At 59.4% G+C, this 24,913-nt stretch carries 34 protein-coding genes; 15 read left to right on the top strand and 19 right to left on the bottom strand.

Annotated features, from left to right (window positions below; translation table 11 throughout):
- Nucleotides 1–4: 4 nt before the first annotated feature.
- Entirely contained in the window at nt 5–502 is a 498-nt protein-coding gene (locus tag SIB73_RS06700) for a cupin domain-containing protein (RefSeq protein WP_413439761.1), read from the bottom strand.
- A 48-nt stretch (nt 503–550) separates the two neighbouring features.
- Here SIB73_RS06700 and SIB73_RS06695 point away from each other — a divergent pair, with 48 nt between their 5' ends.
- Complete coding sequence (locus SIB73_RS06695; RefSeq protein ID WP_413401889.1) at nt 551–973, top strand: DoxX family protein; 423 nt, start codon at nt 551–553, stop codon at nt 971–973.
- An 84-nt stretch (nt 974–1,057) separates the two neighbouring features.
- On the opposite strand, the gene SIB73_RS06690 is transcribed toward SIB73_RS06695, so the two are convergent.
- Nucleotides 1,058–1,252 (bottom strand): hypothetical protein, encoded by a 195-nt coding sequence (locus SIB73_RS06690; protein ID WP_413401891.1) that lies wholly within the window; start codon nt 1,250–1,252, stop codon nt 1,058–1,060.
- A gap of 94 nt (nt 1,253–1,346) precedes the next feature.
- Nucleotides 1,347–1,493, bottom strand: a complete 147-nt coding sequence (locus tag SIB73_RS06685; RefSeq protein WP_413401893.1) for a hypothetical protein — start codon at nt 1,491–1,493, stop codon at nt 1,347–1,349.
- 162 nt (nt 1,494–1,655) lie between these two features.
- Between SIB73_RS06685 and SIB73_RS06680 the strand changes: the two genes are divergently transcribed.
- From SIB73_RS06680 to SIB73_RS06670, 3 genes are read left to right on the top strand one after another with little or no spacing between them, the layout of a single operon-like run.
- Nucleotides 1,656–2,456, top strand: coding sequence for an SdiA-regulated domain-containing protein (locus tag SIB73_RS06680; RefSeq protein WP_413401895.1), 801 nt, complete (start codon nt 1,656–1,658; stop codon nt 2,454–2,456).
- Nucleotides 2,449–3,414 (top strand): SDR family NAD(P)-dependent oxidoreductase, encoded by a 966-nt coding sequence (locus SIB73_RS06675; RefSeq protein ID WP_413401897.1) that lies wholly within the window; start codon nt 2,449–2,451, stop codon nt 3,412–3,414. The genes SIB73_RS06680 and SIB73_RS06675 overlap by 8 nt, the downstream gene beginning before the upstream one ends.
- 57 nt (nt 3,415–3,471) lie before the next feature.
- Nucleotides 3,472–5,109, top strand: coding sequence for an FAD-dependent oxidoreductase (locus tag SIB73_RS06670; RefSeq protein WP_413401898.1), 1,638 nt, complete (start codon nt 3,472–3,474; stop codon nt 5,107–5,109).
- A gap of 15 nt (nt 5,110–5,124) precedes the next feature.
- On the opposite strand, the gene SIB73_RS06665 is transcribed toward SIB73_RS06670, so the two are convergent.
- Complete coding sequence (locus SIB73_RS06665) at nt 5,125–6,891, bottom strand: gamma-glutamyltransferase family protein (protein WP_413401899.1); 1,767 nt, start codon at nt 6,889–6,891, stop codon at nt 5,125–5,127.
- A 300-nt stretch (nt 6,892–7,191) separates the two neighbouring features.
- On the opposite strand from SIB73_RS06665, the gene SIB73_RS06660 reads away from it, so the two are divergent.
- Entirely contained in the window at nt 7,192–9,372 is a 2,181-nt protein-coding gene (locus tag SIB73_RS06660) for a mechanosensitive ion channel family protein (protein WP_413401901.1), read from the top strand.
- A gap of 19 nt (nt 9,373–9,391) precedes the next feature.
- Here the strand turns inward: SIB73_RS06660 and SIB73_RS06655 are convergent, their stop codons facing one another.
- Nucleotides 9,392–9,898, bottom strand: a complete 507-nt coding sequence (locus SIB73_RS06655; RefSeq protein ID WP_413401903.1) for a DUF3828 domain-containing protein — start codon at nt 9,896–9,898, stop codon at nt 9,392–9,394.
- Nucleotides 9,899–10,219: 321 nt separating this feature from the next.
- On the opposite strand from SIB73_RS06655, the gene SIB73_RS06650 reads away from it, so the two are divergent.
- Nucleotides 10,220–10,357, top strand: a complete 138-nt coding sequence (locus tag SIB73_RS06650) for a hypothetical protein (RefSeq protein WP_413401904.1) — start codon at nt 10,220–10,222, stop codon at nt 10,355–10,357.
- Nucleotides 10,358–10,604: 247 nt separating this feature from the next.
- Here the strand turns inward: SIB73_RS06650 and SIB73_RS06645 are convergent, their stop codons facing one another.
- Nucleotides 10,605–12,293, bottom strand: a complete 1,689-nt coding sequence (locus SIB73_RS06645) for an amidase (RefSeq protein ID WP_413401906.1) — start codon at nt 12,291–12,293, stop codon at nt 10,605–10,607.
- 356 nt (nt 12,294–12,649) lie between these two features.
- Here SIB73_RS06645 and SIB73_RS06640 point away from each other — a divergent pair, with 356 nt between their 5' ends.
- Nucleotides 12,650–12,778, top strand: a complete 129-nt coding sequence (locus SIB73_RS06640) for a hypothetical protein (RefSeq protein WP_413401908.1) — start codon at nt 12,650–12,652, stop codon at nt 12,776–12,778.
- Between the two features lie 56 nt (nt 12,779–12,834).
- Here the strand turns inward: SIB73_RS06640 and SIB73_RS06635 are convergent, their stop codons facing one another.
- The 4 genes from SIB73_RS06635 to SIB73_RS06620 form a co-directional block, all read right to left on the bottom strand.
- Entirely contained in the window at nt 12,835–13,002 is a 168-nt protein-coding gene (locus SIB73_RS06635) for a hypothetical protein (protein ID WP_413401910.1), read from the bottom strand.
- Nucleotides 13,003–13,034: 32 nt separating this feature from the next.
- Nucleotides 13,035–13,214, bottom strand: coding sequence for a hypothetical protein (locus SIB73_RS06630; RefSeq protein ID WP_413439760.1), 180 nt, complete (start codon nt 13,212–13,214; stop codon nt 13,035–13,037).
- Nucleotides 13,215–13,352: 138 nt separating this feature from the next.
- Nucleotides 13,353–14,309 (bottom strand): M28 family peptidase, encoded by a 957-nt coding sequence (locus SIB73_RS06625; RefSeq protein WP_413401914.1) that lies wholly within the window; start codon nt 14,307–14,309, stop codon nt 13,353–13,355.
- Complete coding sequence (locus SIB73_RS06620; RefSeq protein ID WP_413401916.1) at nt 14,306–14,467, bottom strand: hypothetical protein; 162 nt, start codon at nt 14,465–14,467, stop codon at nt 14,306–14,308. Before SIB73_RS06620 ends, SIB73_RS06625 begins: the two co-directional genes overlap by 4 nt.
- A gap of 275 nt (nt 14,468–14,742) precedes the next feature.
- Here SIB73_RS06620 and SIB73_RS06615 point away from each other — a divergent pair, with 275 nt between their 5' ends.
- From SIB73_RS06615 to SIB73_RS06595, 5 genes are all read left to right on the top strand, one after another.
- Nucleotides 14,743–15,015 carry a DUF1651 domain-containing protein gene (locus SIB73_RS06615; protein ID WP_413401918.1) on the top strand — a complete coding sequence of 91 codons (273 nt, stop codon included), beginning with the start codon at nt 14,743–14,745 and terminating at the stop codon, nt 15,013–15,015.
- Nucleotides 15,016–15,236: 221 nt separating this feature from the next.
- Nucleotides 15,237–15,413, top strand: coding sequence for a conjugal transfer protein TrbI (locus SIB73_RS06610; RefSeq protein WP_413401920.1), 177 nt, complete (start codon nt 15,237–15,239; stop codon nt 15,411–15,413).
- A complete protein-coding gene (locus SIB73_RS06605; protein ID WP_413406575.1) occupies nt 15,361–15,516 on the top strand; it encodes a hypothetical protein in 156 nt (51 codons plus the stop codon). The genes SIB73_RS06610 and SIB73_RS06605 overlap by 53 nt, the downstream gene beginning before the upstream one ends.
- A 24-nt stretch (nt 15,517–15,540) precedes the next feature.
- Nucleotides 15,541–15,669 (top strand): hypothetical protein, encoded by a 129-nt coding sequence (locus tag SIB73_RS06600; RefSeq protein ID WP_413401922.1) that lies wholly within the window; start codon nt 15,541–15,543, stop codon nt 15,667–15,669.
- A 151-nt stretch (nt 15,670–15,820) separates the two neighbouring features.
- Nucleotides 15,821–15,988 carry a conjugal transfer protein TrbI gene (locus tag SIB73_RS06595; protein ID WP_413401924.1) on the top strand — a complete coding sequence of 56 codons (168 nt, stop codon included), beginning with the start codon at nt 15,821–15,823 and terminating at the stop codon, nt 15,986–15,988.
- Between the two features lie 36 nt (nt 15,989–16,024).
- Here SIB73_RS06595 and SIB73_RS06590 read toward each other — a convergent pair whose 3' ends face one another.
- Entirely contained in the window at nt 16,025–16,282 is a 258-nt protein-coding gene (locus SIB73_RS06590; RefSeq protein WP_413401926.1) for a hypothetical protein, read from the bottom strand.
- A gap of 516 nt (nt 16,283–16,798) precedes the next feature.
- Here SIB73_RS06590 and SIB73_RS06585 point away from each other — a divergent pair.
- On the top strand, nt 16,799–17,950 hold the full coding sequence (locus SIB73_RS06585) for an acyltransferase family protein (protein WP_413439759.1): 1,152 nt from the start codon (nt 16,799–16,801) through the stop codon (nt 17,948–17,950).
- Nucleotides 17,951–17,996: 46 nt separating this feature from the next.
- Here the strand turns inward: SIB73_RS06585 and SIB73_RS06580 are convergent, their stop codons facing one another.
- Together SIB73_RS06580 and SIB73_RS06575 are read right to left on the bottom strand one after the other, a co-directional pair.
- Nucleotides 17,997–18,881 carry a GNAT family N-acetyltransferase gene (locus SIB73_RS06580; protein WP_413401927.1) on the bottom strand — a complete coding sequence of 295 codons (885 nt, stop codon included), beginning with the start codon at nt 18,879–18,881 and terminating at the stop codon, nt 17,997–17,999.
- 90 nt (nt 18,882–18,971) lie between these two features.
- The gene (locus SIB73_RS06575; RefSeq protein ID WP_413401929.1) at nt 18,972–19,322 is read right to left on the bottom strand and encodes a hypothetical protein; all 351 of its coding nucleotides are present in this window, start codon (nt 19,320–19,322) and stop codon (nt 18,972–18,974) included.
- A 577-nt stretch (nt 19,323–19,899) separates the two neighbouring features.
- On the opposite strand from SIB73_RS06575, the gene SIB73_RS06570 reads away from it, so the two are divergent.
- Nucleotides 19,900–20,052: a hypothetical protein gene (locus SIB73_RS06570; RefSeq protein ID WP_413401930.1), complete on the top strand. Its 153-nt coding sequence runs from the start codon at nt 19,900–19,902 to the stop codon at nt 20,050–20,052.
- A 13-nt stretch (nt 20,053–20,065) separates the two neighbouring features.
- On the opposite strand, the gene SIB73_RS06565 is transcribed toward SIB73_RS06570, so the two are convergent.
- Complete coding sequence (locus tag SIB73_RS06565; RefSeq protein ID WP_413401932.1) at nt 20,066–20,458, bottom strand: Nif11-like leader peptide family natural product precursor; 393 nt, start codon at nt 20,456–20,458, stop codon at nt 20,066–20,068.
- On the opposite strand from SIB73_RS06565, the gene SIB73_RS06560 reads away from it, so the two are divergent.
- Nucleotides 20,457–21,311 carry a hypothetical protein gene (locus SIB73_RS06560; RefSeq protein WP_413401934.1) on the top strand — a complete coding sequence of 285 codons (855 nt, stop codon included), beginning with the start codon at nt 20,457–20,459 and terminating at the stop codon, nt 21,309–21,311. The two genes, SIB73_RS06565 and SIB73_RS06560, sit on opposite strands and share 2 nt — an antisense overlap.
- A 28-nt stretch (nt 21,312–21,339) precedes the next feature.
- Here SIB73_RS06560 and SIB73_RS06555 read toward each other — a convergent pair whose 3' ends face one another.
- The 5 genes from SIB73_RS06555 to SIB73_RS06535 form a co-directional block, all read right to left on the bottom strand.
- Nucleotides 21,340–21,765: a DUF3750 domain-containing protein gene (locus SIB73_RS06555; protein WP_413401936.1), complete on the bottom strand. Its 426-nt coding sequence runs from the start codon at nt 21,763–21,765 to the stop codon at nt 21,340–21,342.
- 26 nt (nt 21,766–21,791) lie between these two features.
- Nucleotides 21,792–21,959 (bottom strand): hypothetical protein, encoded by a 168-nt coding sequence (locus SIB73_RS06550; protein WP_413401938.1) that lies wholly within the window; start codon nt 21,957–21,959, stop codon nt 21,792–21,794.
- Nucleotides 21,960–21,984: 25 nt separating this feature from the next.
- Entirely contained in the window at nt 21,985–22,191 is a 207-nt protein-coding gene (locus SIB73_RS06545; RefSeq protein WP_413401940.1) for a hypothetical protein, read from the bottom strand.
- A gap of 132 nt (nt 22,192–22,323) precedes the next feature.
- Nucleotides 22,324–22,692, bottom strand: a complete 369-nt coding sequence (locus SIB73_RS06540) for an AbrB family transcriptional regulator (RefSeq protein ID WP_413401942.1) — start codon at nt 22,690–22,692, stop codon at nt 22,324–22,326.
- Between the two features lie 258 nt (nt 22,693–22,950).
- On the bottom strand, nt 22,951–24,903 hold the full coding sequence (locus SIB73_RS06535; protein ID WP_413401945.1) for a DNA polymerase: 1,953 nt from the start codon (nt 24,901–24,903) through the stop codon (nt 22,951–22,953).
- Nucleotides 24,904–24,913 lie beyond the last annotated feature (10 nt).

The raw sequence follows: 24,913 nt of genomic DNA, 5'->3' as shown, positions 1-24,913 counted from the left end.
ACCGTCAGGGCTGAGTCTGCGGCACCAGGTCGATCACCACCGCTGTGGCCGGTCGGCCGGAGTCGTTTCTCCAGCCATGGAGCACACCGGTGGATTCGAAGACCGCATCTCCGGCACTGCGCTGGATCGAGCGTGGTCCCGATCCGTCATCGCGGATCTCGATCAGGGATCCGCTGATCAGATAGGCCACACCTGGGCGTTGCTGATGCTGATGCCAGGCCACCGATCCCCCGGGGGCGATCGTGATGCGTCGGCTGCGCAACACCCGACCTTGCAGTGCCGTGAATTCCCTGGAGAGATCCAGGCTGCCCAGCGATTCCACGCTCACTCTGCTGGTGATCGACGGTGCGTCCGGCGGAGCTGTGCGCTGTTCGCGGGCGGGTGTCACGGTCTGCGCCGCGTGATTCCCGTGTGCCAGCGCCGCTGGGCCCGGCAGCAGCAGGCCGGCACAACTGATCAGCGACAGAACAGGAGCTCGCATGGCCGCACCGGAATTGGTCACTATTGTTCCAACCACTACCAAAACGGCGCCTGACACCGCTTGATCGTTATGAGTACCCCCATCACGCCCAACAGGATTGTTGACTTCCTGGGCCGTGTTTTTCTCGCTGCCGTGTTCGTGAATGCGGCCCCCGGCAAGATCACCGATTTCGCAGGCAACGCCGCGCGCATCGCCTCCAAGGGAATCCCTGAACCGTTGGCGAATCTGCTTCTGCTCGCAGCGATCCTGGTGCTGATCGTGGGCTCGGTTCTGCTGGTGTTCGGCGGTGACACGATTCTGGGGGCGTCGCTGCTGCTCGTCTTCCTGGTTCCCACCACCCTGATCTTCCACGCCTTCCCGTTTGAGACGATCCCCTTTCTGATGAATCTGGCGCTGATCGGCGCTCTGATGCTGGCGATCAGCCGCTCCACGGCCAATGCCGCTCCCAACTTCCGTCAGGTGCGTGCCAAGGCTTTCGATCGCGACAGCTGAGGACGGCCGCAGGAGTTCCGCGCATCAAAAAACCCCCACGCGCCGGTGGGGGTTGAGCAGCATGTTCAGTTGACGCTCAGGACTTCACTCGTCGAAGACCTTGCACATCGGTGAGCCGGGGTGGGTGTCGCAGATTTCGTCGAGCACCTTGTCGCGGTGGCGACTGTCGGGGTTGTTCACACCCGCATCCTTTTTCGGATCGAACTCATCGGATGCGTGCTTTTCGTTGGTGCCGTAAGGGAGCTCATACTCCTCGAACTTGTGCTTGCCATCAGACATCGCGCAATTCCTCCTGAAGAACGAATTCCTGATGATCAGACCTTAGAGAGGCTGGAGAAGGAATTGAGCAACTTCGGGAATTCTTCGGGTGCGCTCAGTTGTTGGAGGAGCGCTCCGGTCTGCGCTGGATCCGCAGGCGCTGGGGGATATCGCTAGTGCTCGGCAGCTGCAGCTGGGCCTCAGCCCAGTCCTGCATCAGCGCCTCAAGCAGGGATTGACGATCGCCGAACAGCCGAAGCATTGGCTTTGCATCTGAGATTCACTCTCAACAAAGCATGGGGCTTCTGCTTGGAGCAAGTGATTCTCATTAGCGTTCACATTGCTTTGCCAAAGCCGGCGGATGGCTGCATGACGCCGACGGGTTCTCCCTGCACAATCGGCTCTGTAGTGCAACCGGGTGCTGATGGAGCCACTCCGCCTCGAGCTGATCAGGAGGCACTGCATCGCTGATCCCGGCCTTGGCCTCAATGAACCCTCGGGACTCAGCCTCAATGCCGACGGCACGGCGCTTTACACGGTCAGCGACGACACCAAGGCGGTCTTCCGTCTGAGCCTGAAGGGAAAGGTGTCGATCGAGGAGTCGTTCTTCATGAGCGTCACGGACATGGAGGGACTGGCCCTAAGCGTTGACGGTCAGCGGCTGCTGGCGGTGCAGGAAGAGACCAACACGGTGATCAGCGTTGATCTCGCCAGTCGCCGGGAACTGTGGCATCGACCACTGGCCGGCATGGTCAACTACGCCAGCGTTGCGATGCACTTCCCGCCCAAGCCGGACAACAAGGGTCTGGAGGGGATCACGGTCAACAGCAGCAACCGGCATGTCTATGTGGTCAAGGAAGGTCGTCCGGGGCTGCTGATCGAACTCGATGCCGACTGCACAACGATCCTGTCGTCGCGATTGCTCACCTCGATCAACGGCTTTTCCCATCCGCAGGTTGGTCCGCGTCGGCTGGACTTTTCAGGGCTCAGTTACGACAGCCGCCGCAACACCCTCTGGATCGCCAGCGACAAGGGTCAGTGCCTGTTCCATTACGACTGGGAGCGTGATCAGGTGCTGCAGCGCATCGATCTGCTGCTCAACGACGGCGGCTCACCAAGGCGGGTGCGCAAGGCCGAGGGCATTGCCGTGGATCCGGAACGTGGCAGGGTCTATGTGGTGAGCGATCGTGACGCCGAGCTCTACGTGTTCAAGCTCCATGGCTGATCCTGCATCCAGTTGCGTGCTGCTCACCGGCGCCAGCTCCGGCGTTGGCTTTGAGGCGGCGAAGGTTCTCAGCGCCCAGGGCCATCAGCTCCTGCTTCTCTGTCGCAGTCATGCCGCGGCTGATCAGACCCTCAGCCAGCTCTCCGGAACCGCTCGCGCTCTGATCTGCGACCTGGCCGATCTCGCTGCGGTCGCCGAGGTGTGCAGCCAGCTGCTGGACAGCGGCACGGTTCTGGATGCGCTGGTGCTCAATGCCGGTCTGCAGTACGCCGGTGCATCAGCCGCTCAGTTCTCTGCGCAGGGCATCGAGCTCACCTTTGCGGTGAACCAGCTGGCCCACCAGCTGATGGCGTCCCTGCTGCTGCCGCAGCTACTGAAATCAGCCCGCCCGCGGCTGGTGATCACCGCCTCCGAGGTGCACAACCCCGTCAGCGGTGCCGGCAAGGTGGGCAAGCCCGCCGACTTGGGCGATCTCGCGGGTCTGCGGGCCGGAGCCGGTTTCGCGATGGTCAACGGCAGTGATCGTTTCGATGGCAACAAGGCTTACAAGGACAGCAAGCTCTGCAACGTGCTGATGGCGCGTGAGCTCGACCGGCAGCTGGCCGCGGCGATGCCTGTGATCGCCTGGAGCCCCGGCCTGGTGATCACCCGCAACAACGGCGGTTTCTTCCGGTACAACAAACGCAGCAATCCGCTGGGCATGGGAGCGTTCGCCTTTGTGGCCCGCGATCTGCTGCGGATCACCGAATCCCCCGCGAATGCCGGCCGGCTGCTGGCGCAGCTGGTGACTGATCCGCAGATACCACCGGGCTTCAGCTACTACACCAACAAGGTTGTGAGCTTCGGTGGACATCGGCTGGAGTCGACCGACACCAGTGCCGAGGGCGCCGATCTGACCAAGGCCGAGGAGCTGTGGCGGCTGTCGGAGCAGTTGATCGCCAGCAGCACCTGCCGCTGATGGCCTGCCTGAACACCCGGCCGATCTCCCTAGCTTGTGTTCACGCACAGCAGCGCCATGGTCGAGACGGGTTCTTCAGCGAAGCAGCAGCAATCGCATGTGGTGGTGGTGGGCGCCGGCTGGGGAGGCTGGGGTGCGGCCAAGGCCCTCTGCGAAGCCGGGGTGCGCGTCACCCTGATCGACGGGATGGCCGATCCCAGCGGCAGTGAGCCGATCACCACCGAGAGCGGCAAACCGTTTGAAGCCGGCACCCGAGGCTTCTGGAAGGACTACCCCAACATCAATGCGCTCACCGACGAGCTCGGTGTGGGTTCGATCTACACCGACTTCACCACCAGTGCCTTCTGGTCGCCGGATGGGCTGGAGGCCACAGCGCCGGTGTTCGGCGATGCGCCGCAGCTTCCCAGTCCGGTGGGTCAGGTGCTGGCCACGGTGAAGAACTTCAGGCGTCTGCCGGTGCCGGATCGGCTCAGCATCGCCGGTCTGCTCTACGCCATGCTCGATCTCAACCGCAGTGATGCGGTGTACCGGAACTACGACGCCATCAATGCGCTGACGCTGTTCAAACAGCTGCGGATCAGTGACCGCATGATCGACGACTTCCTGCGGCCCACCCTGCTGGTGGGACTGTTCAAGCCGCCGGAGGAGCTGTCGGCGGCGGTGACCATGGAGCTGCTCTACTACTACGCCCTGGCCCATCAGGATTCCTTCGATGTGCGCTGGATCCGCAGCAGGAGCATCGCTGAACAGCTGATCGCACCGCTCAGTGAGCGCCTGCGCGAGCGCCACCAGCTCACGGTGCTGGGCGGCACCCTGGCCACCAGGCTGAATGTGTCAGTCGACGGCAGCAGCATCCGCTCGCTGGAGACCCGCAACGTGATGACGGGCGGCAGTGCCGTGCTTGATGACGTGGATGCGGTGGTGCTTGCGGTGGGTGCAAAGGGCATGGCGGCTCTGATGGCGCAGTCGCGTGAGTGCGGCGTGCTGGCACCGGAGCTGGTGCAGGCCGGCACGCTTGGAACGATTGATGTGGTGTCGGTGCGGTTATGGCTTGATCGCTACGTGTCGGTTGCCGATCCCGCCAATGTGTTCTCGCGTTTCAGTGCCTTGCAGGGGTCCGGCGCCACCTTCTTCATGCTCGATCAGCTGCAGAAGGAGTCCGAATCGGAGCTCTGGGGTGGGCAGCCGGTGCAGGGTTCGGTGGTGGCCAGCGACTTCTATAACGCCACGGCGATCGCCGAGCTCAGTGATCAGGGCATCGTCAACTGCCTGATGCAGGATCTGCTGCCGATGGCTCAACCAGCCTTTGCTGAAGCTCGGGTGGTGGATCAGGAGGTGCGCCGTTATCCGGGATCGGTGTCGCTGTTCTCGCCGGGGAGCTTCAGCAAGCGCCCGCCGCTGGAAACCTCCCTGGCGCCGGTGGTCTGTGCCGGCGACTGGGTTCGGATGGGCGCGAGGGAACATGGCGCCAAGGGGTTGTGCCAGGAACGCGCCTACGTGTGCGGCCTGGAGGCGGGCAACTCGCTGCTGCGGCGAGGCATCGTGCGCGGCGATGGTGTGCCGCGCAGCCGTCAGCATCCCGTGCTTCCCATCCGGGCCGATGAACCGCAGGTGCTGCTGGGGCGTGCGCTCAACAGGCTGGTGATGAATCCGCTGGACACGCTTGGCATCGACTGGCCCTGGCTGATGAACTAGCCGTCTGCTCCGGGCTCAGGGAAGAGCCACAGCCGTTCCCTCCCGGCGCGGGTCGGCGGCGCCCCGCCAGCGGCCGTTGATCCTCTGCACCAGAGCGGTGCCGCTGCCGATGCGTTGCAGGCGCACACTCTCAGCTCCCTGCCTGAGCTGATCGAGTGGCAGCGGCCAGGCAAGCGGTGGGTCCTGCTCCAGCGCCAGCCTGCGGCCGCGGCTGGAGAGGTGGGGCAAGCCCACCGCCCGCTCCGGCGGTTCCCTCCAGATCAGTGAGGCGAGCAGCACCCGGCTGAGCAGATGAGGAATGCTGCGGCCGCCGGGGCTGCCGAGTGCCAGCACCGGCTGGCCGTTGCGGAACACCAGCGTGGGCGCCATCGACGACATCGGCCGGCGCCCTGGCAGACGGCGGTTGGCCACAGCCTTGCCTCCGGCTGATGGCGCAAAGGCGAAGTCGGTGAGCTGATTGTTCAGCACCATGCCGGCCACCAGGTGCCGACTGCCGAACACCGTCTCCACCGAGGAGGTGTAGCTGGCGAGGTTGCCGAATCCGTCCACGATCGTCACCTGGGTGGTGCCCTGTTCGCGTCCCTTCTCCGGCCGTCCGTGCGGGTAGCGATCGATTCCCGCAGGCAGCCCGGGCGTGGGTTCTTCTGCCGGCGCGGCCAGCATCTGTGCAGCACGGCCCCGGATGTAGGCCGGATCCAGCAGGGCCGCGGCGGGCACGGCCCCATCGAGCGGGTCATGCACCCAGTAGAGGCGATCGGCATCGGCCCAGGCCTGGGCAGCGGCCAGCCGCCGCCAGGTCTGCGGTTCCGCGGCGCCGCTGCCGGCGAGAGCGGTGCTCCGGTTGAGCAAGGCCAGGGTCTGCAGCAGGGCCAGTCCGCCGCTGCTCGGCGGCGGCATCGTGCAGATCAGGTGCTGCAGCTGTTCGCTGCAGAGCGGCCGGCGGCGCATCACCGCATAGGAGGAGAGGTCTGAGGCACTCCAGCCCCGGAAGTCAGGTTCACCGGCCTGAAGGGCGGACAGCTCGCTCAGGATCTGCCGCGACAGAGCACCTCGGTAAAAGTCGGGTCCGCCGTTGCTGGCGAGTGTGTTCAGCGTGCGGGCCAGGGCCGGATTGCGGAAGCGCTGATCGGCGGGGGGCGGCTGGCCGCCCGGCAGGTAGAGCTGCTGAAACGCACGGTTGTGACCGGCTCCGATCCGCTGGGCCAGGCTGATCGAGCGCAGCAGCCGCGGGCTGGGCAGGAAGCCCTGATCGGCCAGCCGGATTGCAGGTTGCAGTGTGTCGGCCCAGCTCAGGCGGCCGAACTGTTGATGGGCCTCCCAGAGCAAGGCCACGGTTCCGGGGATGCCGATCGCATCAAGCCGGGCGGTGGCCTCCCTCCAGGGCAGGGGCTCTCCGCTGGGGCTGATCAGATCGCCGGGCCTGCTGCTGCGGGGTGCGACCTCACGGCCATCCAGCACCTCCAGTGCCTGTCGCCGCGCATCCCAGTAGAGAAGGAAGCCGCCGCCGGCGAGCCCGGAACTCTGCGGTTCCACCACCGCCAGCACGGCCTGCGCGCTGACCAGGGCATCGGCTGCCGTGCCGCCTTCGGCGAGAACATCCAGGGCCGCGGCACTGGCCAGGGGATTGGCGGTGACGACCACGGCAGAGCCGGTGGCGGTGGAGATGCTTCTGCGGCCTGGGTCGGAGGATTCAGGGTCATCGCGGCTGACCGGCGCTGCAGCGGCAGCACCGGTTAAGGCCAGGCTGCACAGACCCAGCACCAGAAACAGGGATCGCTGCATCCGCTGGAGGCCACGGCGTTGCTCATTCTGATGCCCTCAGCACGGGGCCGTTGGCCAAAACAAGTGGATGACGGATTCTTGATTGACTCTCGAAGGTGTTGTTGAGTGAGGCAATCTGACTGATCTGAATCTCGACAATCAAGGATGATTTTGAGCTTTCAGGCTCATCGAGCTGATTGGATTGTCGATTGCCAGTGTTCTGATTTCAGAGCTTTGCCTGATGACTGATTCTGTTGCAGGGTGAACGTCACTGCCTGGAAGTCAGCTTAGGATCGGTAAAGTGTTTTGCGGGTTCACGGAGTGAGACAGGGCAGGCGGATTGTCGCTTTTCTGATCGGTCTTGTCTGCGTCTTTCTGGTCTCAGGTTTGCCCTTGATCGCCGGTCCGCAGCCTCAGGGATATCAACCGCTCGATACTCGTTACGCGAGTGCGCTTCCTGTGATTCCACTGGAGGATCAACCATTTTATCCGGACCTGGTGAAACGCGCTGATCTCTGGCGTCACACACCGCTGGGGCAGGTGGTTGGTGATTCACCGCGGGAGACCCTGCTGAATTTCTATGCGGTGATGGCCGATGTCGGCCAGTTGATCGAGGATGTGGAGGCCTCCCATCTGAACGACCGGGGTCTGTTCTGGAACCGCCAGGCCCTGGCCGAAATGGAGGAGGTGCAGGGTCTGTTCGATGCGGCGGTGGCATCGCTGGATGGATCCTCATTCCCTCTGGGCGTGCGCTCCTATCTCAAGGACGAAGCTGCGATTCAGCTGAAGCATGTTCTCGATTTCATCTTCAGCAGCAGCCGGCAGATCATCACCATTCCCGACGCCGGCGCCATGAAGTCGCTGAATGACGACCGCTCCAAGGACACCCAGTCATGGACGCTGCCCGGGTCTTCGATCGTGCTCAGCAGTCAGCAGAAGGATGATCCGGTCAACAGCGACTTCTATTTCTCCGCCGACACGGTGGCAGCCGTGTCGGGCATGTATGCCCAGATCAGCCCGCAGGTTGCCGACCTGGACGGCCAGACCTTCATCACCGGCGCGTTTTATCAGGATTTCGTCCACACGCCCGGGCGCCTGTTTCCGCCCAAGTGGTATCTGAATCTTCCGGCTGGCTTCCGCAGCGCGATTGAAGCCGAGGTGCTGTTCGGGCAGACGCTGTTCCGGCTGGTGCTGTCGATCATTGCGATCGGATTGCTGCTGTTGCTGTTTGCGTTGCTGATCCGCAAGCTGATCACTTCATTTCGCTCAAGCTCGCGCGATCCGGAGCGGATCTGGACGCTCGATTCACTGGCCTGGAAGCGGGTTGTGCTGGTGCTGCCGATGGTGATCGCCACCAAGCTGGTGGAGCTGTTCGTTGACGACTACCTCAACTTCACCGGCATGCCCCTGGTGGTGCTGACTGTGATGTTTGAGGTCGGTTTCTTCAGCCTTGTGGTTCTGCTGGTGTTTCTGTTTATGGAAGCGCTGGGTCGCTCCACCTCGGAACTGCTGGTGCGCATGGCAGGGGGCCATGACGTGTGGCGGTTGCAGAGAACGAGCAACCGGGTGATGCCCACCTGCCGCATTCTCTCGGGGGTGATCGCCATTGCCGTGATCTACAAGCTGCTGCTGCAGCTCGGTCTGTCTCCCTCGCTGGTGCTGGCGCTGTCCACCGTGCCCGGTCTGGCGATCGGTCTTGGCGCGTCCAAGTTGCTGAGCAATCTCTTCGCCGGCCTGTCCCTGCAGACCGACCGACCTCTGCGGGTGGGTGAATTCTGCGAGATCGGCGACAAGCAGGGTTTTCTCACCAAGATCGGTCTGCGTTCGGTTGAGATCGAAACGGTCACCGGCAAGGTCACGATCCCCAATGCCGTCGCTGAAGACTGCATCGTCAACAATCTCTCGCGCAATCAACCAGCCCCGGGATCAGCGCAGATGCAGGGCCTGGAGCTGAACCTTGAGCTCGATGATGACGGCCCGTTCAACCCCGATCAGATCAATGATCTGCTCACCCTGGCGCGGCGCTATGCCGAGAGCCGGGCTGACCTGATCAATCCATGCCTCACCGTTGAGCTGGAGCCCGATGCACCGCAGAGGCTGCGCTGCATCGGGCTGATTGATGTGGCGAACTGGCGCGATTACATCGAGCTGCAGGAGTCACTCACGCTGGCGTTCAATGAACTGATTCAGCGGGTTGATCTCTGCCATTTCGTGCTGGGCGTCTCCTACGACACCACCGATCAACAGCTCACTCAGATTCCCGTGATTCTGCGCGGGATCATTGAGCGCACAGCGGGATTTGAAGTCAAGGCCTGCCGGCTGCTGGAGATCGCTGAGTTCAGCTACAACTTCAAGTGCCATCTGTTTTCCGAGGGGCTGACCTACACGCAGTTCAAGGATTCGATCGATGAGATCAACCGCGCTCTGCTGCATGAACTGGCTGCTGCCGAGATCGTGATTCCCTTCCCCACCGCCGTGGAGATCCAGCGCGATGGTGACTGAAGCGCCGGCCTCTTCACCTTCAGTCAGTGGGTTGGACCAGCTTCTGCAGAAACGGTCTCAGTTCAAACACCTCTCCGTCGAGGTAGGTGATGTTGTTGATGCGCCAGCTGCCTTCGCCGTTGTCGTTGAGCTCATAAAGCAGGCGTTGTGGGCTGCCGCTGGACCGGCCCCTGAGGCCGACATCCACCGCCACTTCAGCCTTGATGCTGTTGGCTTTCTCCGCCGTGCAGCCTGTCACCCTGGCGCCGTAGGTCGCCACCTGGGTGTTGCTGAACACGTCGAAATCCAGGTAGCGACCGTCGCGCATGGGAGTGAGTTGCCTGGCCTGCAGCAACAGCTCGAACAGTGATGGTGTGAAGCGTTGGCGCTGGCTGGAAAGTGCCTTCACCGGGTCTTCGTTGGAGTCCATGCGCTGCACCTGCCAGCGGTAAAGACCATCGAGCTGATCGATTACGCCCTGCGGGCAGGCAGCCTCGGCAGCCGGCACGGCCATGGCGATCAGGCTGGCTGTCAGCAGAGGAAGCATGGAGGCGCTGCAGATCTGATCAGTCTGGCTGCGACCATCACCGACAACCGGTGTCCCGGCTGATGATCAGGGCCATGGAGTTGATGCAGGAACGGTTGATGATCCTGCTCTGCGGGTCAATCTTTCAGCTCAATCGGCCCAGCTGCTTGAGATCCATTGCTCAAAAATGATCGTCATTCTGTTTCATTTGTCTCCGATCACACCGCATTGCTGATTTAAAGGCGGCATGATTTCCGCACGTGGATGGTCAAGCCGACCAGGACGCGGAATCCAAATAAACGGACAAGACCAATGAGCCGAAGAGGACTGCACCCATTGTTGATGGGATTGGACAAGCCCAAGCGTGAACCGATCGAGAAGAAACAGGTTGAACTGAGTGGTTACGAGTCCGCTCAGCGCAAGCGTTTCTTGCGTTCTGAAGCCGAAGCTGAAGAGTCGGAGCAGAGCAAGGCCGCCTGAGGCCGGATCTCACCAATTGATGGCATCAAGAGGGGGGCGGCAGGGCCGCCTCCGTCCTCATGACGTGGGCGCCCCACCAAGAGCGCTTCCCACTATCCATTGATGGCAATGGAATGGAGAACGGGCAACTGCGCAGGGTCTTGTTGATGGATGTTGCAACCGCCTCGTTCATTGTTTGGGGTTGCTGTTGCAGATATCTCTGGCTCAAAAAGCCTGAAGTTAGGTAGATGCATGATCAGCAGTGGCGTCACTCACAGGCCTGGACAGACTGCTGATTCTCTCGGGCGAATTGCTGCGTTTGCTGCCTGAAAAATCGTTCATAGGCAGCCGGTTTGATCGTTTCACCATCGCCATTCTTCAGGAACTGCTGATAGCTGCGCCAGCCGGCCTCGGTGATGAAATTGTTGATTCCCTGAACACAGATGTCCTCGAAGGAAAAGTCATCACGGCCTGCTTTCAGTTCAGGTGAAGGCCTTGCAGGAAGACCGGATGCATAGGCCTGCGCAAGACCGATCAGATCCCCTTCTGCGTATTGAAAACCAATCAACTCAAAGCCGATCGGCATGGTTGGTGAAGCTGGTGTCCAGCCACCGATCAAAGCAATGGCCGGCAATCCGGAATTTGATGCAACCGGCGATTCCGTTGTGGCTGTGCGATACATGTCATCGTAATAACTGGGTGGCTGCCAGGAACTGAGGGGCATCAGCAGGACATCAAGGCCATCGTTTCGCATCAATCCTTCCAGATAGTTTTTGTTCTTTTTGAAGGTTTTTAACGCGGATTTGTATTGCTTACTGTTCTTGGGAGCAAGGCTTTCAATGTGCTCAAAGCAGGTTGTCTTGCTTAGCCGTGTGCGGCCTGATGCGCAGATGTCCTGATAGCTCTTTCTGGTTGAGGCAAAGGAGCTCAGGTATTGATCAACCTCTTCCGCCTCCCCCGCCATGTTGTTGGCTCTGTTGGAGTCGAACAGGGGCAGATCGATCTCAACAAGAGATGCACCCTTTCCCTCAAGTCTGGCCCTGACCTGATTGAACACGGCCACGGATGGTTGGTCGTTGGTATCAAAGACGTCGTTGCCTGCAACACTGCGAATGATGCCGATTCGCTTCCCGTTCAGAGAAGCGTTGTTCAGCTGATTGGCATAGGTTTCTGTGCGCGGCACTGACGCGGTTAAAGCATCATCGGGATCAGAACTGTCTGCGATTGCAGCAAGGCCCACGGCCAGATCTGCAATCGACCGTGCCATCACGCCGGCCACTCCATCGAGGTTGCCTCTAGGCAGAATTCCTGAGTGACTGATCAGGCCAGTGCTCGGGCGAATCGCGTAAACCCCGTTGAAGGCAGCCGGCACCCTGACCGAGCCGCTGTTGTCGGTGCCGATTCCCAGCACTGCAAAGTTCGCGCTCACCGCAACGGCCGAACCGCCGCTTGATCCGCCGGAATTCTGATTGGGGTCATAGGCATTGCCGATTCTGCCGCTGCGGCCACTGAGGCCTTCCCCACCCGAAGCGAATTCATCCATGGCGGCTTTGCCGATGATGATGCCGCCGGCGGCTCTCAGTTGATTCACCAGAAAAGCATTGCTCACCGGCTGAGAGCCAAGTAATGACAGCGATCCGGATGTGGAGGGAGTGTCAACGGTGTCAATGTTGTCTTTGACGGCGATCGGGATGCAGTGAAGAGGACCGGTCAGTGCATCGCTTTGCTGGAAGCGCCTGTCAAGAGCCTTGGCCTGTCTGACTGCATTCGGATTCAGGGCGACAAATGCATTCAGAGGTGCTCCTCTTGTGAGGCTGAAATTATATTTTTTGATCCGGTTGAAATAGCTCTCGATGAGTTGTTCGCAATTGATTGTTCCTTCCTGAATCGCAGCATGGATGGATTCAATGGAAGAGTCTTCGATTTGAAAGTTCCTGCTTCCAGTCGGGTGGGCCATTGCCTTCGCAGTGAGCAGGCAGGCCGTGCTGAGAGCCAGTGCAAGCCTTGCTGCCTGATGGACGATCTTCGCCCTCCTGGAATGGCCAATCGCTGAAGATTAAAGCGTGATTAGTGTTCTTACGACTCTAATCACGCTGTTATTCGTGGCAGTATTTCGTTAACGAATTGATCATCTGAACTTGTGAAGTTGTCTGATCGGCGTTGGATCAGTTTGATGCTTTGTTGATCACTTGATGAGGGGCGTTGCGTTCGGCGGCCGTTTGTTGGATGAGCAGTTCACGGCCTGCTGCGCCGGATCCGCCTGAAGGCGCAGGGGCCGTTCAGGCCGGAAGGTATCCCTGAAGACATGAGTAAATGTACTTAAGCGTTAATACTTATCGGCGTGGATTGCTTTTCGGTCCTGTGTTCCTGGCTCTGGTTTTTTTCGTGGCGATCGGCGGGGTCTTTGCCGCTGTTGCCGTTCTCGACGGCGCTGGCTCGTAGGCCTCTCGCCTGAAACGACGTTCCTGCGCCTCAGCCCCTGCTTCAGGTTTCGGGTGTCAGGGCAAAGTCCGGTTTGCGGCGATGAGTCGATCGGCGCCGATCCCGCAGCCAACGCCGATCAGGATGGCGACAGCTGGGTCGAGATCACTCAGGAAGCTGACGATCAGCCCGCTGATCGCTCCGGCGATCACCGCTCGTTTCACCGATCTCCTCGTGGTGCCCATGGAGCGAATTCAGCAGCAGGCTTTCAGTGCGATCAGTTCTTCGGCACAGCCTGTTCTGTCATCGGCTCGACAGCCGGCACCGAGACGCCTTTCTTCAGATCGCGCACGGTCCAGTAGGTCACAGCGGCAGCGGTCACGATGAAAAAGAGCACTGCTGCTCGAATCATGTGGTGCGTGATGTCCTCGGGATGGCGGCCTTTTTTCTGATCCATCAGAGCCCTCGGTCCCAACAACCGTGCAGCGATCTCGCTGTGGATGCTGCTAATTGCAGGAATTCCTCCTGAATCGCCATGGCCACACCGCCAATGGCTTCCATTGATTTGCAGGGTTGTTCAGATCTGCAGAACTGTTCACAGGGTGCCCAGCGCCACCTCCAGGCCGTTGATCACGGAGGCCAGAAAGGGCAGATCCAGCGTGTCGATCGTGTCGCTCATCTGGTGGTAGTGCGGGTTTCGCATGAACGAGGTGTCCGTCACCATCAGGGCGTTGTATCCCCGATCCCAGAAGGGGCTGTGGTCGCTGCGGCGCACGGCGGGCACATCAATGCCGGCGCGCGGCACCGGCAGCGCCCTGGTTTTCACGTGCTGTCCCATGGCAAGGGTGAGCCGGCTGAGCATCAGGCCGGCGCGGGCATTGGCCACCAGCGCGATGAAGTCGCCGCGGTTGCCGTAGACCCGGCCCATGGCGGGGTGCGGGTAGCTCTGGTTGTCACTGGTGTAGGCGAGCATCTCCAGACTCACCATCAGCTTCAGTCGTTGCTGCTCAGCCCTGAGCTGTTCAGCCAGTGCTGCGCTGCCGAGCAGTCCCCATTCCTCCAGGTCAAAGGCCACCAGCCACACAGGGCGTCTGGGGGGTGCAGTGCTCCAGCGCCTGCCCAGCTCCAGCAGGGCTGAGACCGCACTGGCGTTGTCATCGGCTCCGGTTGAATTGAGCGGCCCGTCGTAGTGCGCGCCGATCAGCAGCGGCCGTCGCCTCGGGTTGCGGCCGGCAAGTTTCAGGATCAGATTCACGCCCTCATGGCTGCCGTCTCTGAACCTCTGCTCTTCCACCTGCCCAAGTGCCGCGAGCTGTTGCCGCACATGGCTGCGCACGGCCATCAGACCCAGCGGATCCCAGCTGGAATGTCTGGGAACGGCGATGGCTTCCAGGTCGTTGCGGCAGGCGGGTGAGAGCTGGGCCATTCCCCCAGTCTGGTTCTCCTGTCGGGTCGTCATCCAGGCAGGAAAAGCCTCCGTTCTCAGGGGAGGCTCTCGACCAACGGCGGGGATCCGTGCCGTGGCGTAACGCGTCACCCGACGCCCTTTCAATCTCGGGGAACGATCCCGGATCCTCCAGGGGGACAACCGCCAGTGCAGGGTGCGGAGATCTCCACCTCTTCAGCCACTGTTGCAGCCACTGCTGCAGTGATATCGGCAGCCACATCGGCTGACGCAGCACGGACGTTGATCGCGGAGATACCCGGCATCCATGCAAATACGACCTGCGGGGCCTCAGCTGATCACCTGCTGAGAGGGTTGAACCTTTTAGTTTCACGGAACCAAAGCCCCGGCTTCCTGATGTCAGATCCCACTCCTCCCATGGTCTGGCCGGCCTTGCTGCCCACGTTCCTGTTTTTCGGAGGACTGGCCTCCGCCGCACTGCTGACTCAGCTGATCACCTAACGGCGGCTGACTCTCTGCTGCAGTGAGGTTCTGTGAACTCCTGTCCCTGTCTGCAGCGATCACGGCGAAACTCCTTCCCATGCTTGAGCGGGATCACATCAGCCACGAACCACCACTGCATGCCGGCAGGGATGGCTGGCTGGTGAATGGTGATGAGCAGCTGCTGGTGAGATTCAGCACTGGCCGTTCAACCGCCCATGGGCAGTGGGTGATCCTCAGCACCTATCGCTGGGTGAGGCCCTATCCCCCTGAGCCGCAGAGCCAGAGACGCATGCTCCAGCACAACGCCATCGAGGCATGGCAGAACATGCAGAAGGTGGGCTGGCGGCGCTGTCGTCCACCGGTGCGCTGATCACCGTTGGATCCGTGCTGATTGTTGAATCAGCCGGAACCAGTCATCTGGCAGGAAATGCAGGCCAGAAAGACAGCTGGCGAAACTGATAATCATTCTCTTCGTTGACATCTGAAACCGATAATCATTCTCTTTTTTTGATGCCAATCTGTAACTCTCAGTGTTTTTTCAGCTGCTGAGTATCCATCGGCTGATAGAACAATTGAAGACGTGATCCTGTGATGTCAGCAACAGTTTTGAAGTGCGCCTGCCCCACCTGCAACTGCGATGCAAGCGGTGAGTCTGCGGTGTCCAGAAACGGTCAGAGCTTCTGCTCGGAGGCCTGTGCCAGCGGTCATCCCAACAATGAGCCCTGCCACGACGCTGCCGGTGCCTGCGGCTGCACTTGCGGTTCCTGATCCTCGATGCCAGGCCATGGAACCCCTCACCACCGCCGTCATCGTCGTTGCCATCTGGATTCCAATCCACATGAAACTCAGCCGCTGGATTGAGCAGCGTTGATCCAAGGCACGCCGGTGCAGGCCCATGACGACCTGCCCGGCGGTGCTGAAGGAGGTCACCGGGCTTGTCGCCGTGCGATCGCCCACCTCTGTGCAACCGCAGCATGATGCTGGCCCGCTGGTCTGCATCGCTGTGGTGCTGCAGCCGACCTGATGCCTGAACTGGTGTCGTTTGATCCCGGCCACTCTGATCCCGCTCAGCCACGCAGCAAAGATCTTGAAACCGAACCTTTCCTGACGGCTGTCACCGCTTCCGGGGGTGGTCAGGCCGGCATAGACAGAAAGTCTCAATTCCGGTGATCGCCATGACGTCTGATCTGATCAAGTGCCAGTGCAGTGCAGACTGCCGCTGTGAATTCGAGGCTGCCAGGGCGGTGATGCGCCACGGCAAAGCCTTCTGCTCCGAAGCCTGCGCCAATGGTCATTCCTGTGGTTGCAACAGGGGGCTTTGCCCGGCAGCGCCGATTCTCTGAACCGGGTTGATCCAGGGGTGCAGTGGTCATGCCCATCTATCCAACCGCCGGAAGCAGCTGCCACGACCACCGGATCAACCAGCCAATCGCCAGCGCATGAAGGGCGTAGCGGAACTGTTCGCTCAGCCCGGGGAACTGACGTCTGGATGAATCGTCGGCGGATTCCCCGCCCTCCTGCCGGCTCAGAGCGAGATGCGCACCCCAGTTCAGCACCAACCAGGCGGAGATCCACTCGAGCAGCAGGGATTGATCAAGCCCGAACATCTGCGCTGCTGCCTCGCTGATCAAGGCCAACTCTGGCAAAGCTGCGATCAGCGCAATTCAGCGGCAACAACCAGGTTGTGCAGGCCTGGGTTCAGCTGGCCTAGCCCGGTGCTGAGTCCCTCAGCACCGGTCCCACCTAGGCGACCAATCGACCATCAGATTGGACTCACAACCTGGCAACAGCTTCCCTAAAAGCCATGCATCAGCTGAATCGTCAGCGCAGCTGAAATGCATCAATGCCACTGAATCATTTGCAGGAGCCATAACGTCCTGGCGCTGTCCCACCAGCGCCCGAACGACCAATCAGCCACCTCTGACTCATTGGACCTCAAAACTGCCATCTCAGCAGGACCAGTCAATGTGTCGCCGACTTCATTCGGCCGATGAATAATCGCGGCCTTCAGGAGCGGCGACTGGCCTCCTGTGCTGTGAATCTCGTTGTTATGGCGCTGTCTTTGTTGATCCGTTTGATCCTTGCTGCCTGCACGTCGTCGATGATTGCTTCAGGCGGATGGCGATGGCTGGCGCCCGCTGAATTGACTAGACATGACTATGACTCAACTTCAAAAAAGCGCTAAGCAGCGCGTGCTTTTTTTTGATCAGATCAAGGCAGTGATGATTGCTTTGGTGGTCTTATGCCATGTCACGTTGACCTTCTTTCCTGAAGGATCCTTCATGGGTATCGGTTTTGTTGGACGCAGTCAACCGAACTGGTTAACGGGGTTTGATCTGGCCCTCGTGGAGTTTTTCAATACCTTTTATATGTGCATGTTGTTTTTGATATCCGGTTATTTTGTGCCGCGCTCTGTGGCCAAAAAAGGTGTCTCCACCTATCTCAGAGAACGCCTGATCAGGCTGGGAGTTCCATTTCTGGTGGGATTGCTGTTGATCAACAATCTTGCCTATTGGCTGAGCGGATTCTTTCCGGGAGGTGTGTTGCGATCCGTTCCTCTTGCCAGTTATCCCTTCAACCATCTTGGAGTTCTGTGGTTCCTCGTTGTTCTGTTCAGCTTTGATCTTCTCTATTGCGGTTGGATCAGGCTCAGTGGTCATCAGTTCACGGTTGATGCAACCGTGCCGACACCTCGGTTGCGGTCCTGGCTGATCAGTGCTGTGGTGCTCGCTGTCATCGAAGTGTTAGTGACCATGCCGAGCGATTTCTGGTCGATATTGCTCAACTCACCTCTCGATGGTCTCGGAGCTCAGGGATCCCATGTCTTCACCTATGCCTTTCTTTTCTTTCTGGGTTGCAAGGCGGCGGCCCATCAATGGCTTGAGCGTCTGGATGCCCATCTGGTTGTGAGGTGGTTCCGCCTTTCAGTGTTTCTGTCTCTGCTGATGCTGGGGATTTGCGTTGCCGTTGCAGTCACAGGAAATTTCAAGCAGCAGCAGCCTGGCATTTCTGTTCTCTTCGACTTCATGAACACCTTCATTGGCTGGGGTGTGATGGGGTATCTGCTGCTCTGGTTCCAGCGACATGAGCAGGCCTGTGGTCAGTGGCTGGCCACAGCAGGGGTCGACAGTTTTCTCGTTTACATCATTCACCCGGTGATCATTGTTCTTGTCATCGGCTCGATCAATTTCTTCGCGGGGCCCAATCTGTTGTCGTGGATTGTGGGTGGTGCTGCATCCGTGCTGGTCAGTTTTGGTCTGAGTCATCAGCTCAGGCGCATCCCTGCCATTTCCAGGCTTGTCTGATCCTGAGATCCACCGTGTGTGGATCCATCGCTCTGTGATGTCCGGCTCAGCCCAGTTCCAGGCAGGCAAGTCCGTAGACCTGATTCAGTTGCCGGGATGGCATCACACCGCGGTACATCCGCAGCGTGCGTCCAGCTGGTGTGAAGCCAAGTGTGTTCAGCAATGGTGAGGCCAGTGCATTGCCGCCCGGGGAATCGATGATCACCAGTCCCTGCCTTGCCTTGAGCAGATCCAGGATCAACAGCTCAGCCAGTTCAGCTGAATCCGCCAGCAGGGGGCCGATCCGCCAGCCAGCCTGCGTCTGGAGCAGGCAGGGCCGGATCCGGGCAAAACCATGGCAGCGTTGCGTTCCGTCGAGCAGCGCCGTCACCTCACCGGCGGGGTGGTGCAGCCAGTCCGACAGAAAGTGAGGTCTGGGGCTGAGTTCCCGGTCAGCGTCATAGAGCTGAATCGTTGCCTCCGGGATGTCATCTCCATGAATCAATCTCAGCCCCTCAGGCGGAGTCGATGCAGGGAGCCGCTCGGCCAGCGAATCGATCTCGAGCTGCCAGCGCGTCGTTGTTGAGGCCGGTTGAAAACCCCAGTTGGCGTAGTCATCAACCCTGTTTTCTGCGGCTTCAAGCCCGATGCAGCTCACGTCCTGGAGGTGAGCGAGCGCTTCTCTCCAGAGCCTGACGCCGTAGCCCCGGCCCCTGTGGTCAGGGCGCACGATGTAGAGCCCGATGAAACCGTAGGCATGGTTGTAGCGAATGCCTGCGATGCACCCGATCGGCGTGTCGTCAAGACAGCCCGCCCAGATGCCCTGGCGATCCGTCTGCCGGTAGATGTTGATGTCTCCGGTGCCCGGCGCGAACCCTTCACGACGCGCCCAGTCATTGATCAGCGGAATGTCGGCCGGTCTGACAGGGCGAATCGAGAAGACGGATTGCATGGGGTCAGGCTGAGCCAGACATTCCGGCGCTGCAAGCAGATTTCATGGCTGCTTCAGATTGTTGATGTGACCCGGCGATGCTGCCGCTGATCACCATTTCAGCTTGATCTCGCCCCCATTCGGTCCTTCAAAGGTCACGCTGCCTTGTTTGTTGCGTGGCTCGTAATAGGGACCCCAGTTCACAGGTCTGCGGCCCTCCCACCAGGGACCGTTGCGAACGCACCGCCCTTGTCCTGCGTAGTGGTAGCCGATGGCGCAGACGAAGTGGTCTTTGCGGTGCTTCGGCTTGCAATACCCGGCACCCAGCATGGGTCCGGTCTGAACCCAGTGAGCCCCAGGCCCGCAGTTCTGAGCAGCCTGGCCAGGCAACACGCCAACACTGAATGACTGTGCGAGCGCCACAAGGGCGATGGCAGGTGATCGAAGCGAAAGCATGAGCATGGCCCGGTTACTCCCACGTTGAACAGGGTGAGAGCTTTTGTCAGGTCCGCCATTGCATTGGAAACAGGCAATGGAATAATCAGGCCAAATTAAAAACAATAGATAGATGGGAGCTGAGTATCAATCGATGAGCTGATTCTCAAATTCTGATTACTCTTGAGAAAAGCGTGTTTTTAATGCTCAGTATTCTTCCGTCCTACTACCTTGTGTTTCTTGGCCTGGGTCTTGTCTCGGTCGTTGTTGTTTTGTTCACTGCATTCAGTGAAACGTCAAAGCATGAAATGAGCCGCAGGCGCCGCTAGAAAGCTGGGGTTTTGCCTGTTCCCTGTGCCTTCGTTTCGTGGATTGAAGGCCGGGAACGTTTGCTCAGGACGCTGCTGATTACTTTTTGGTGAATAAAAATAGTGTTTTGTTGTTGCTTGTAAAGCGCTTGACAGGAAACAACTCCGGGGCTTGTCGAAAGCTACCCAGCTGGACTGGAATTGTGGCTGAACGCCGCATTAAAAGTATCCTCAGTATCGCGCACGACTTGAATTCTGAGGTCAGCAATAAGATGGCTTGAGTTGTTAATCGTCCTGTGGAGAATCAAATTGACAGCAGCACCATGGAAGAGCTCCCTGTTGAGTCCGAGGGTGCGGTTAATCCTGCTGCCCTGATCCTTCTTGGTTTTGTTGCCGTTGCCGGTTTGTGGAGTTTTTCACTGCTTCTGGAATACCTGATGCCTGACTGATCTCAGGGCTGATTCAGTTTCCACCTTCGCCGAAATTGTATGAAGGTGTTGTGTCCTGGCTCTTGATTCGCACTCCTTCAACGGTCTGATTGGGAATTGATTTCAGTTCAGCAGCTGTGAATTCAAACCCCATCGTGCTGGCGATGGATGCGATCTCGCTTGCCGTTGCAACACTTGCAACCTTGTCGTACAAGGGCTTGTTGTCTCGAATGGTCAGTAAAAATCTCCTCACTTCCTCCATCGACATGCGTTGCTGGCGGTTGGGGCGAATGTACGTGTCTTTTTGAGTGCAAGCGATCAGATGATTGCCAGGCAAACCTTCAATGGCACATTGGCTCGATCGCCGTGCCGACCAGCAATGGTCGTTCCGGATGGCGTGAGTGGAGCAGTTGATGATCAACAACATGTCCTCGGACTCTCCGGCCGGGTTTCATGACTCTGGCGCTGCCAGCCTGCAGGCCAGGCGCTGGCGGATCTGCAGTCAGGACGCTTCCGCCATGCCGGGTGTGACCGCCAGGCAGGTTCATATCTTCAAGGTTGAGCAGAGGCTGGACCGTGATCGACCTCTGTCTGATGACGGCAGGCGGGCGCTGCTTGAGCTGATTGACAATCACCGACGGCAGGTTCAGGGAGAAGCGGCTGTCCTGGCCGAACACATTCAGAGACTCAAACGTCGTGCCACACCGCATCGACTCGGGGCCATCGATGGAGCTGTCGAATCGGCTCCATCAATCACGACTTCCGATTCAGCAGTCTGCTTCCTGCTCGATGCTCTTGAAACGGTGGGGCTTCAGCGTCGCGACAGAATCGATCAGGCTCTCTGGTCTGATCTTGAAGAGCTGATCCCCTCCGGCAAGGTGTTCGATTTCACCTCCGGTGGCCCTGAAGAAGACAACCTCATCCGCCGCTGTCTGTTCTGGGGTGTCGTTCTGCGTCTGCCGACCCTTGAAGGAGACCCACCTCAGGACACCGCCGACTGTCTTGCCTGGTGCGGTTACGCCTGCCACGACCGCGGGCGGGCCCGAAGTGCCTCCCAGTGGTGGTCTGATCACGCGGACAGGATGGCCGGCAGGCCAGGTCGTGAGCTGGATCGACGCTTGCTGGGTCTTCCGGCAGAGGGCAGGATCACCGTTGAGGCGGTCAAGGCTGCCTACAAAGCCGCTGCCAGAGAGGCTCATCCGGATCTGGGGGGCTCTGCCGAGCAGATGACTGCGATCATTCAGGCCAAGGAGCGTTTGATCCAGGGGCTTGGGCTGTGATCTCCACAGTCGCCTGAAGCCTTCGTGATCAGATCACGTCTGGAACCGGGAAGCTTTTGCCGATGGCCCTGGCGCCAAGATCCATCTTTCCGCGAACGATCCATTGCGCGAATGTGTTGCTGTTGGGGCCAGGCCAGTATCGGTAGGTTTCGGTGTAGGGATAGCTGGCTGGCGAGGATTCAATCCTCTCAACGATGGACAGGGCATCATCACCAAGCCATTGCTGGATCACACGTGATGGACCACTGCCGACACCCTGGCAGGGGGCCAGAAGATTCTTGTGGAGATGGCCCCAGCAGGAATGATTCCGGCGCGGGGATTGCCACACTTCCCAGCGATCGCACTCGCGTTGACTGTCGTTATCACCCTCGCGAATCACAAGCAACCAGTAGTGATCTGCAATCAGACCCGGTAAGCCTGGAATTCTGGCGGCTCGAAGTTCAACCTTCAGCATGAGTTGATTGAACAGGTGATCAGGTCTCAGAGATCGTTGAGCTGCTGCCGTTGTTTCCTGAGCTGCGCTTTCTTCAGCTTCTCCTGCACTTCATAGTTGGTGGTGCGAGTGAACGAATAAAACAGAACCACAACAATCGCAGCCAGTCCCAGGCCGAGTGCCGCCAGATAGTAAGGAGGAATCAGGCTCAGCACGATCCGATCAACAATTCAGCAGACCTTAACCGGCTTCAGTTGCTTCAACGGCTTCAGTCTTGGGCAACTCCAGAGAAAACTGAACCGCAGACTCGTCGTTGAGCAGATTCAGTCGACCATTGTCTCTGATGTAGGCATATTCCTCGGGCTCACCTGTGACCTCTTCCGATTTGAGCACCAGCTCGAGCTCTTCGAGAGACAGGTCCTTCCACTGCAGTGTTTCCGTGCTCACTGATCACCCACTGGGAGCTGCACTTTAGTGGATTGTCGTGCTTTCCCTCCCCTGATTCAGCCACAAAAAAAGCAGGGTTGACGCGCAACCCTGCCAGTAATCGATCAGGTGGTGACCGGTCTTTTCAGACAATCACTCTTCCCCTTCTTCCTCGCCACCGACGGGAATGAGTCGGATCGCTTTCTTGCCGAGCTTGATTTCGAATTCATCGCCAGGAGCAAGATCCAGCATGGCGGTGTAAGCCTTGCCGACCAGAAGGTTGCCATTGCCCTGCACTTTGGCGGTGTAGCTGAGCTTGCGACCACCCTTGCCCATTCCGGCGGAACCGCCACCAAGTTCGATGCCCTTGGCATTCAGCAATGCTTCATAGAAGGCGGTGAAGTTAACCCTGTCAGAGCCGTCTTTCTTCTTGGAGACATACCCACAGGCAGTAGCCAGATCAGTTTTTGAGACGTCTCCCAGTTCCTTGACCTTGGTCAGCAGATCGGCACCAGTGAGCATTTCAGGCAGATGAATTCGTCATTCCTATTTAAACCTTGTTGCCAAGGAATAACAAGTCTTTCGTTTGTCTGGTTCTGAACCTTTTGTGCGGCTGATCTGATCCGCACGCAGCGGATGAACTCGCAGAAGCTTTCCCACGCTTGTAAGAAATTGGTTGTGACGATCCAGGCGAGCTTCAACTCAGCGTCTGGATGACTGTTGATCCATCATCCGATCGACGACTGGAGCGGAGTCAGTCTGCCCAGAGACAGTGATCGTTCAGTGAGCGTCTCCCCAGCTCTCTGCAATATTGCATTCCGCTTCCAGCGGAATATCACCGAGGTACAGGCTCTGAAGCTTCTCTGAGGTCATCGAGGCGAGGGCGACGGCTTTCACCTCCTCCACAAGATCTCGTGGAACTTCGAGAAGAATCTCATCGTGAATCAGCCCCACGATGTGAACACCTGCGAAGCCATCCAGCGCTGGCCAGAGATCACCAAGGGCAGAGGCGAGCAGATCACGACCGGATCCCTGTACAGGAAAATTGATGCCGTTGGTTCTTCCCAGTGGCTGCATCGGTCTGACGCCATCAGATCCCACCTGGTTGCTCCGGAATGTCATCCGTCGTCCGGCAATGCTGCGCACTTCTGTCACGGTTCCGCTGGAGAATTTCTCCATCTCCAGGCTCATCTGTGGGTGCAGATCATGCCAGGCGTCGTAAACCTTACGGGCTTCCTTCTCCGAGACCTGCTCACCGCGGGCCCTCGAGAGCAATTTGCGAACCCCCGAGAGCCCGCAGCCGTAGGCCAGGGCGAAATTGGCTCGTTTGCCGATCGTTGAGCGTTCCGGATCCGCCTTCGTGATCTCGCGTCCGCAGGCCTGACTGGCGATGTAGGCATGTGGGTCGATGCCGTCCAGCAGGATGCTGCGCTGGCCATCGTCGTTGTAAAGCTCAGGGCTTGCCTGCAGCCGGATCTCAATCGATGACCAGTCGAGGTCCATCAACACAGTGTCGGGATCACCGGTTCCCAGCGCTTTTTTGCGATCGCCGGTGATGCCCTGGAAGTTGAATCCGCACTGACCGAGTTTCACGGGCTTGGGTTCGCCCTGTCTCGGGCCTGTTTTGAATCGCTCGGTGTTGGATGGAACGTGACTGCTGCTGTCGCGGATCAGGGCACTCGTGCTCATTCGGCCTGTGCTGGCACCAATGATCCGGTAGTGAGGACGAACCCTGCCATCGGTGAGCCGGGCTTCATCCAGCAGCCAGTTCACCTCCTTCAGTTCCTGATCCAACGCCTTCAGCTGCTGCAGCGTCTCAATGACTGGATCGGGAAGAAACGTGTTCAGGGTTCTGTCCCTGGTGTTTTCAACCGGCTCGCCCAGGTGAACACTCAGGGCACTCTGCAGCTTGTCGGGGCTTCTGTAGTTCTCGATTCCGAGTGTCTTCTGCACCTGGGCCGCCAGTCGTTCCCGTTCTCTGAGGGCCCGTGCTCTGGAGTCAAGTGCTGTTTCGACATCAACCGCCAGCCCTCGCACCTGACCATCAGCGCAGGCACTGATGGTTGAGCAATCAAGCCGGTGCACCGTGGTCTGTCGCGTGGCGACAAGCTGTTGATGCAGCTCCCGTCCCAGAGGCAGCACGATTTCGGCATCCAGAGCTGCGTAGCGCAGCTGGCTGGCGGTGAGGGCATTTCCCCAGTCGCCGGTCTGTTCGCTTTTGTCGAGCGCACGCTTCAGGTAGTGCGCAGCCGCGGCGGCCAGACTGTTGCTCGGCAGGTCGCCGATGATCTGGCAGGCCAGCATTGTGTCCCACCACTGGCACAACGGTCTGATGCCTGCGCCGATCAGGAAGGTCGCCTCAAACAGAAGGTTGTGGCCCACCAGCCTGCGTTCGGGGTTGCGCACAAGCCTGCGGAGCCAGTCAGTGGCCGGCTGACCGATCACCGCCACATCGATCACCAGTGTGGTGTCACTGCCCGTTGCGTGCAGCTGTGCCAACCGGATCTCGCCGCCGAGCGAGGGGCTGAGGCTGGCCTTGTGACGCCAGAGATCCGTGCGACGGTTGAAGGTCTCCAGATCAAATCCGATCGAGAGTGCCATCGCATCGGGATCGGGAAGGTCGGTTGCCTTGCCGATGTAGTCGATGCCGGAGGGTGGTTCCCCTCTGAAAGGCACCGGACAAGCCGGTTGGATGGATTCACTGCCGGGGAACAGCAGTTGCTGATCGAACAATGAATTGTTG

The sequence above is a fragment of the Synechococcus sp. MIT S9509 genome (assembly GCF_047303035.1).
In the GTDB taxonomy this organism is placed as follows: domain Bacteria; phylum Cyanobacteriota; class Cyanobacteriia; order PCC-6307; family Cyanobiaceae; genus Synechococcus_C.
This window is presented reverse-complemented; position numbering and strand designations above follow the sequence as displayed.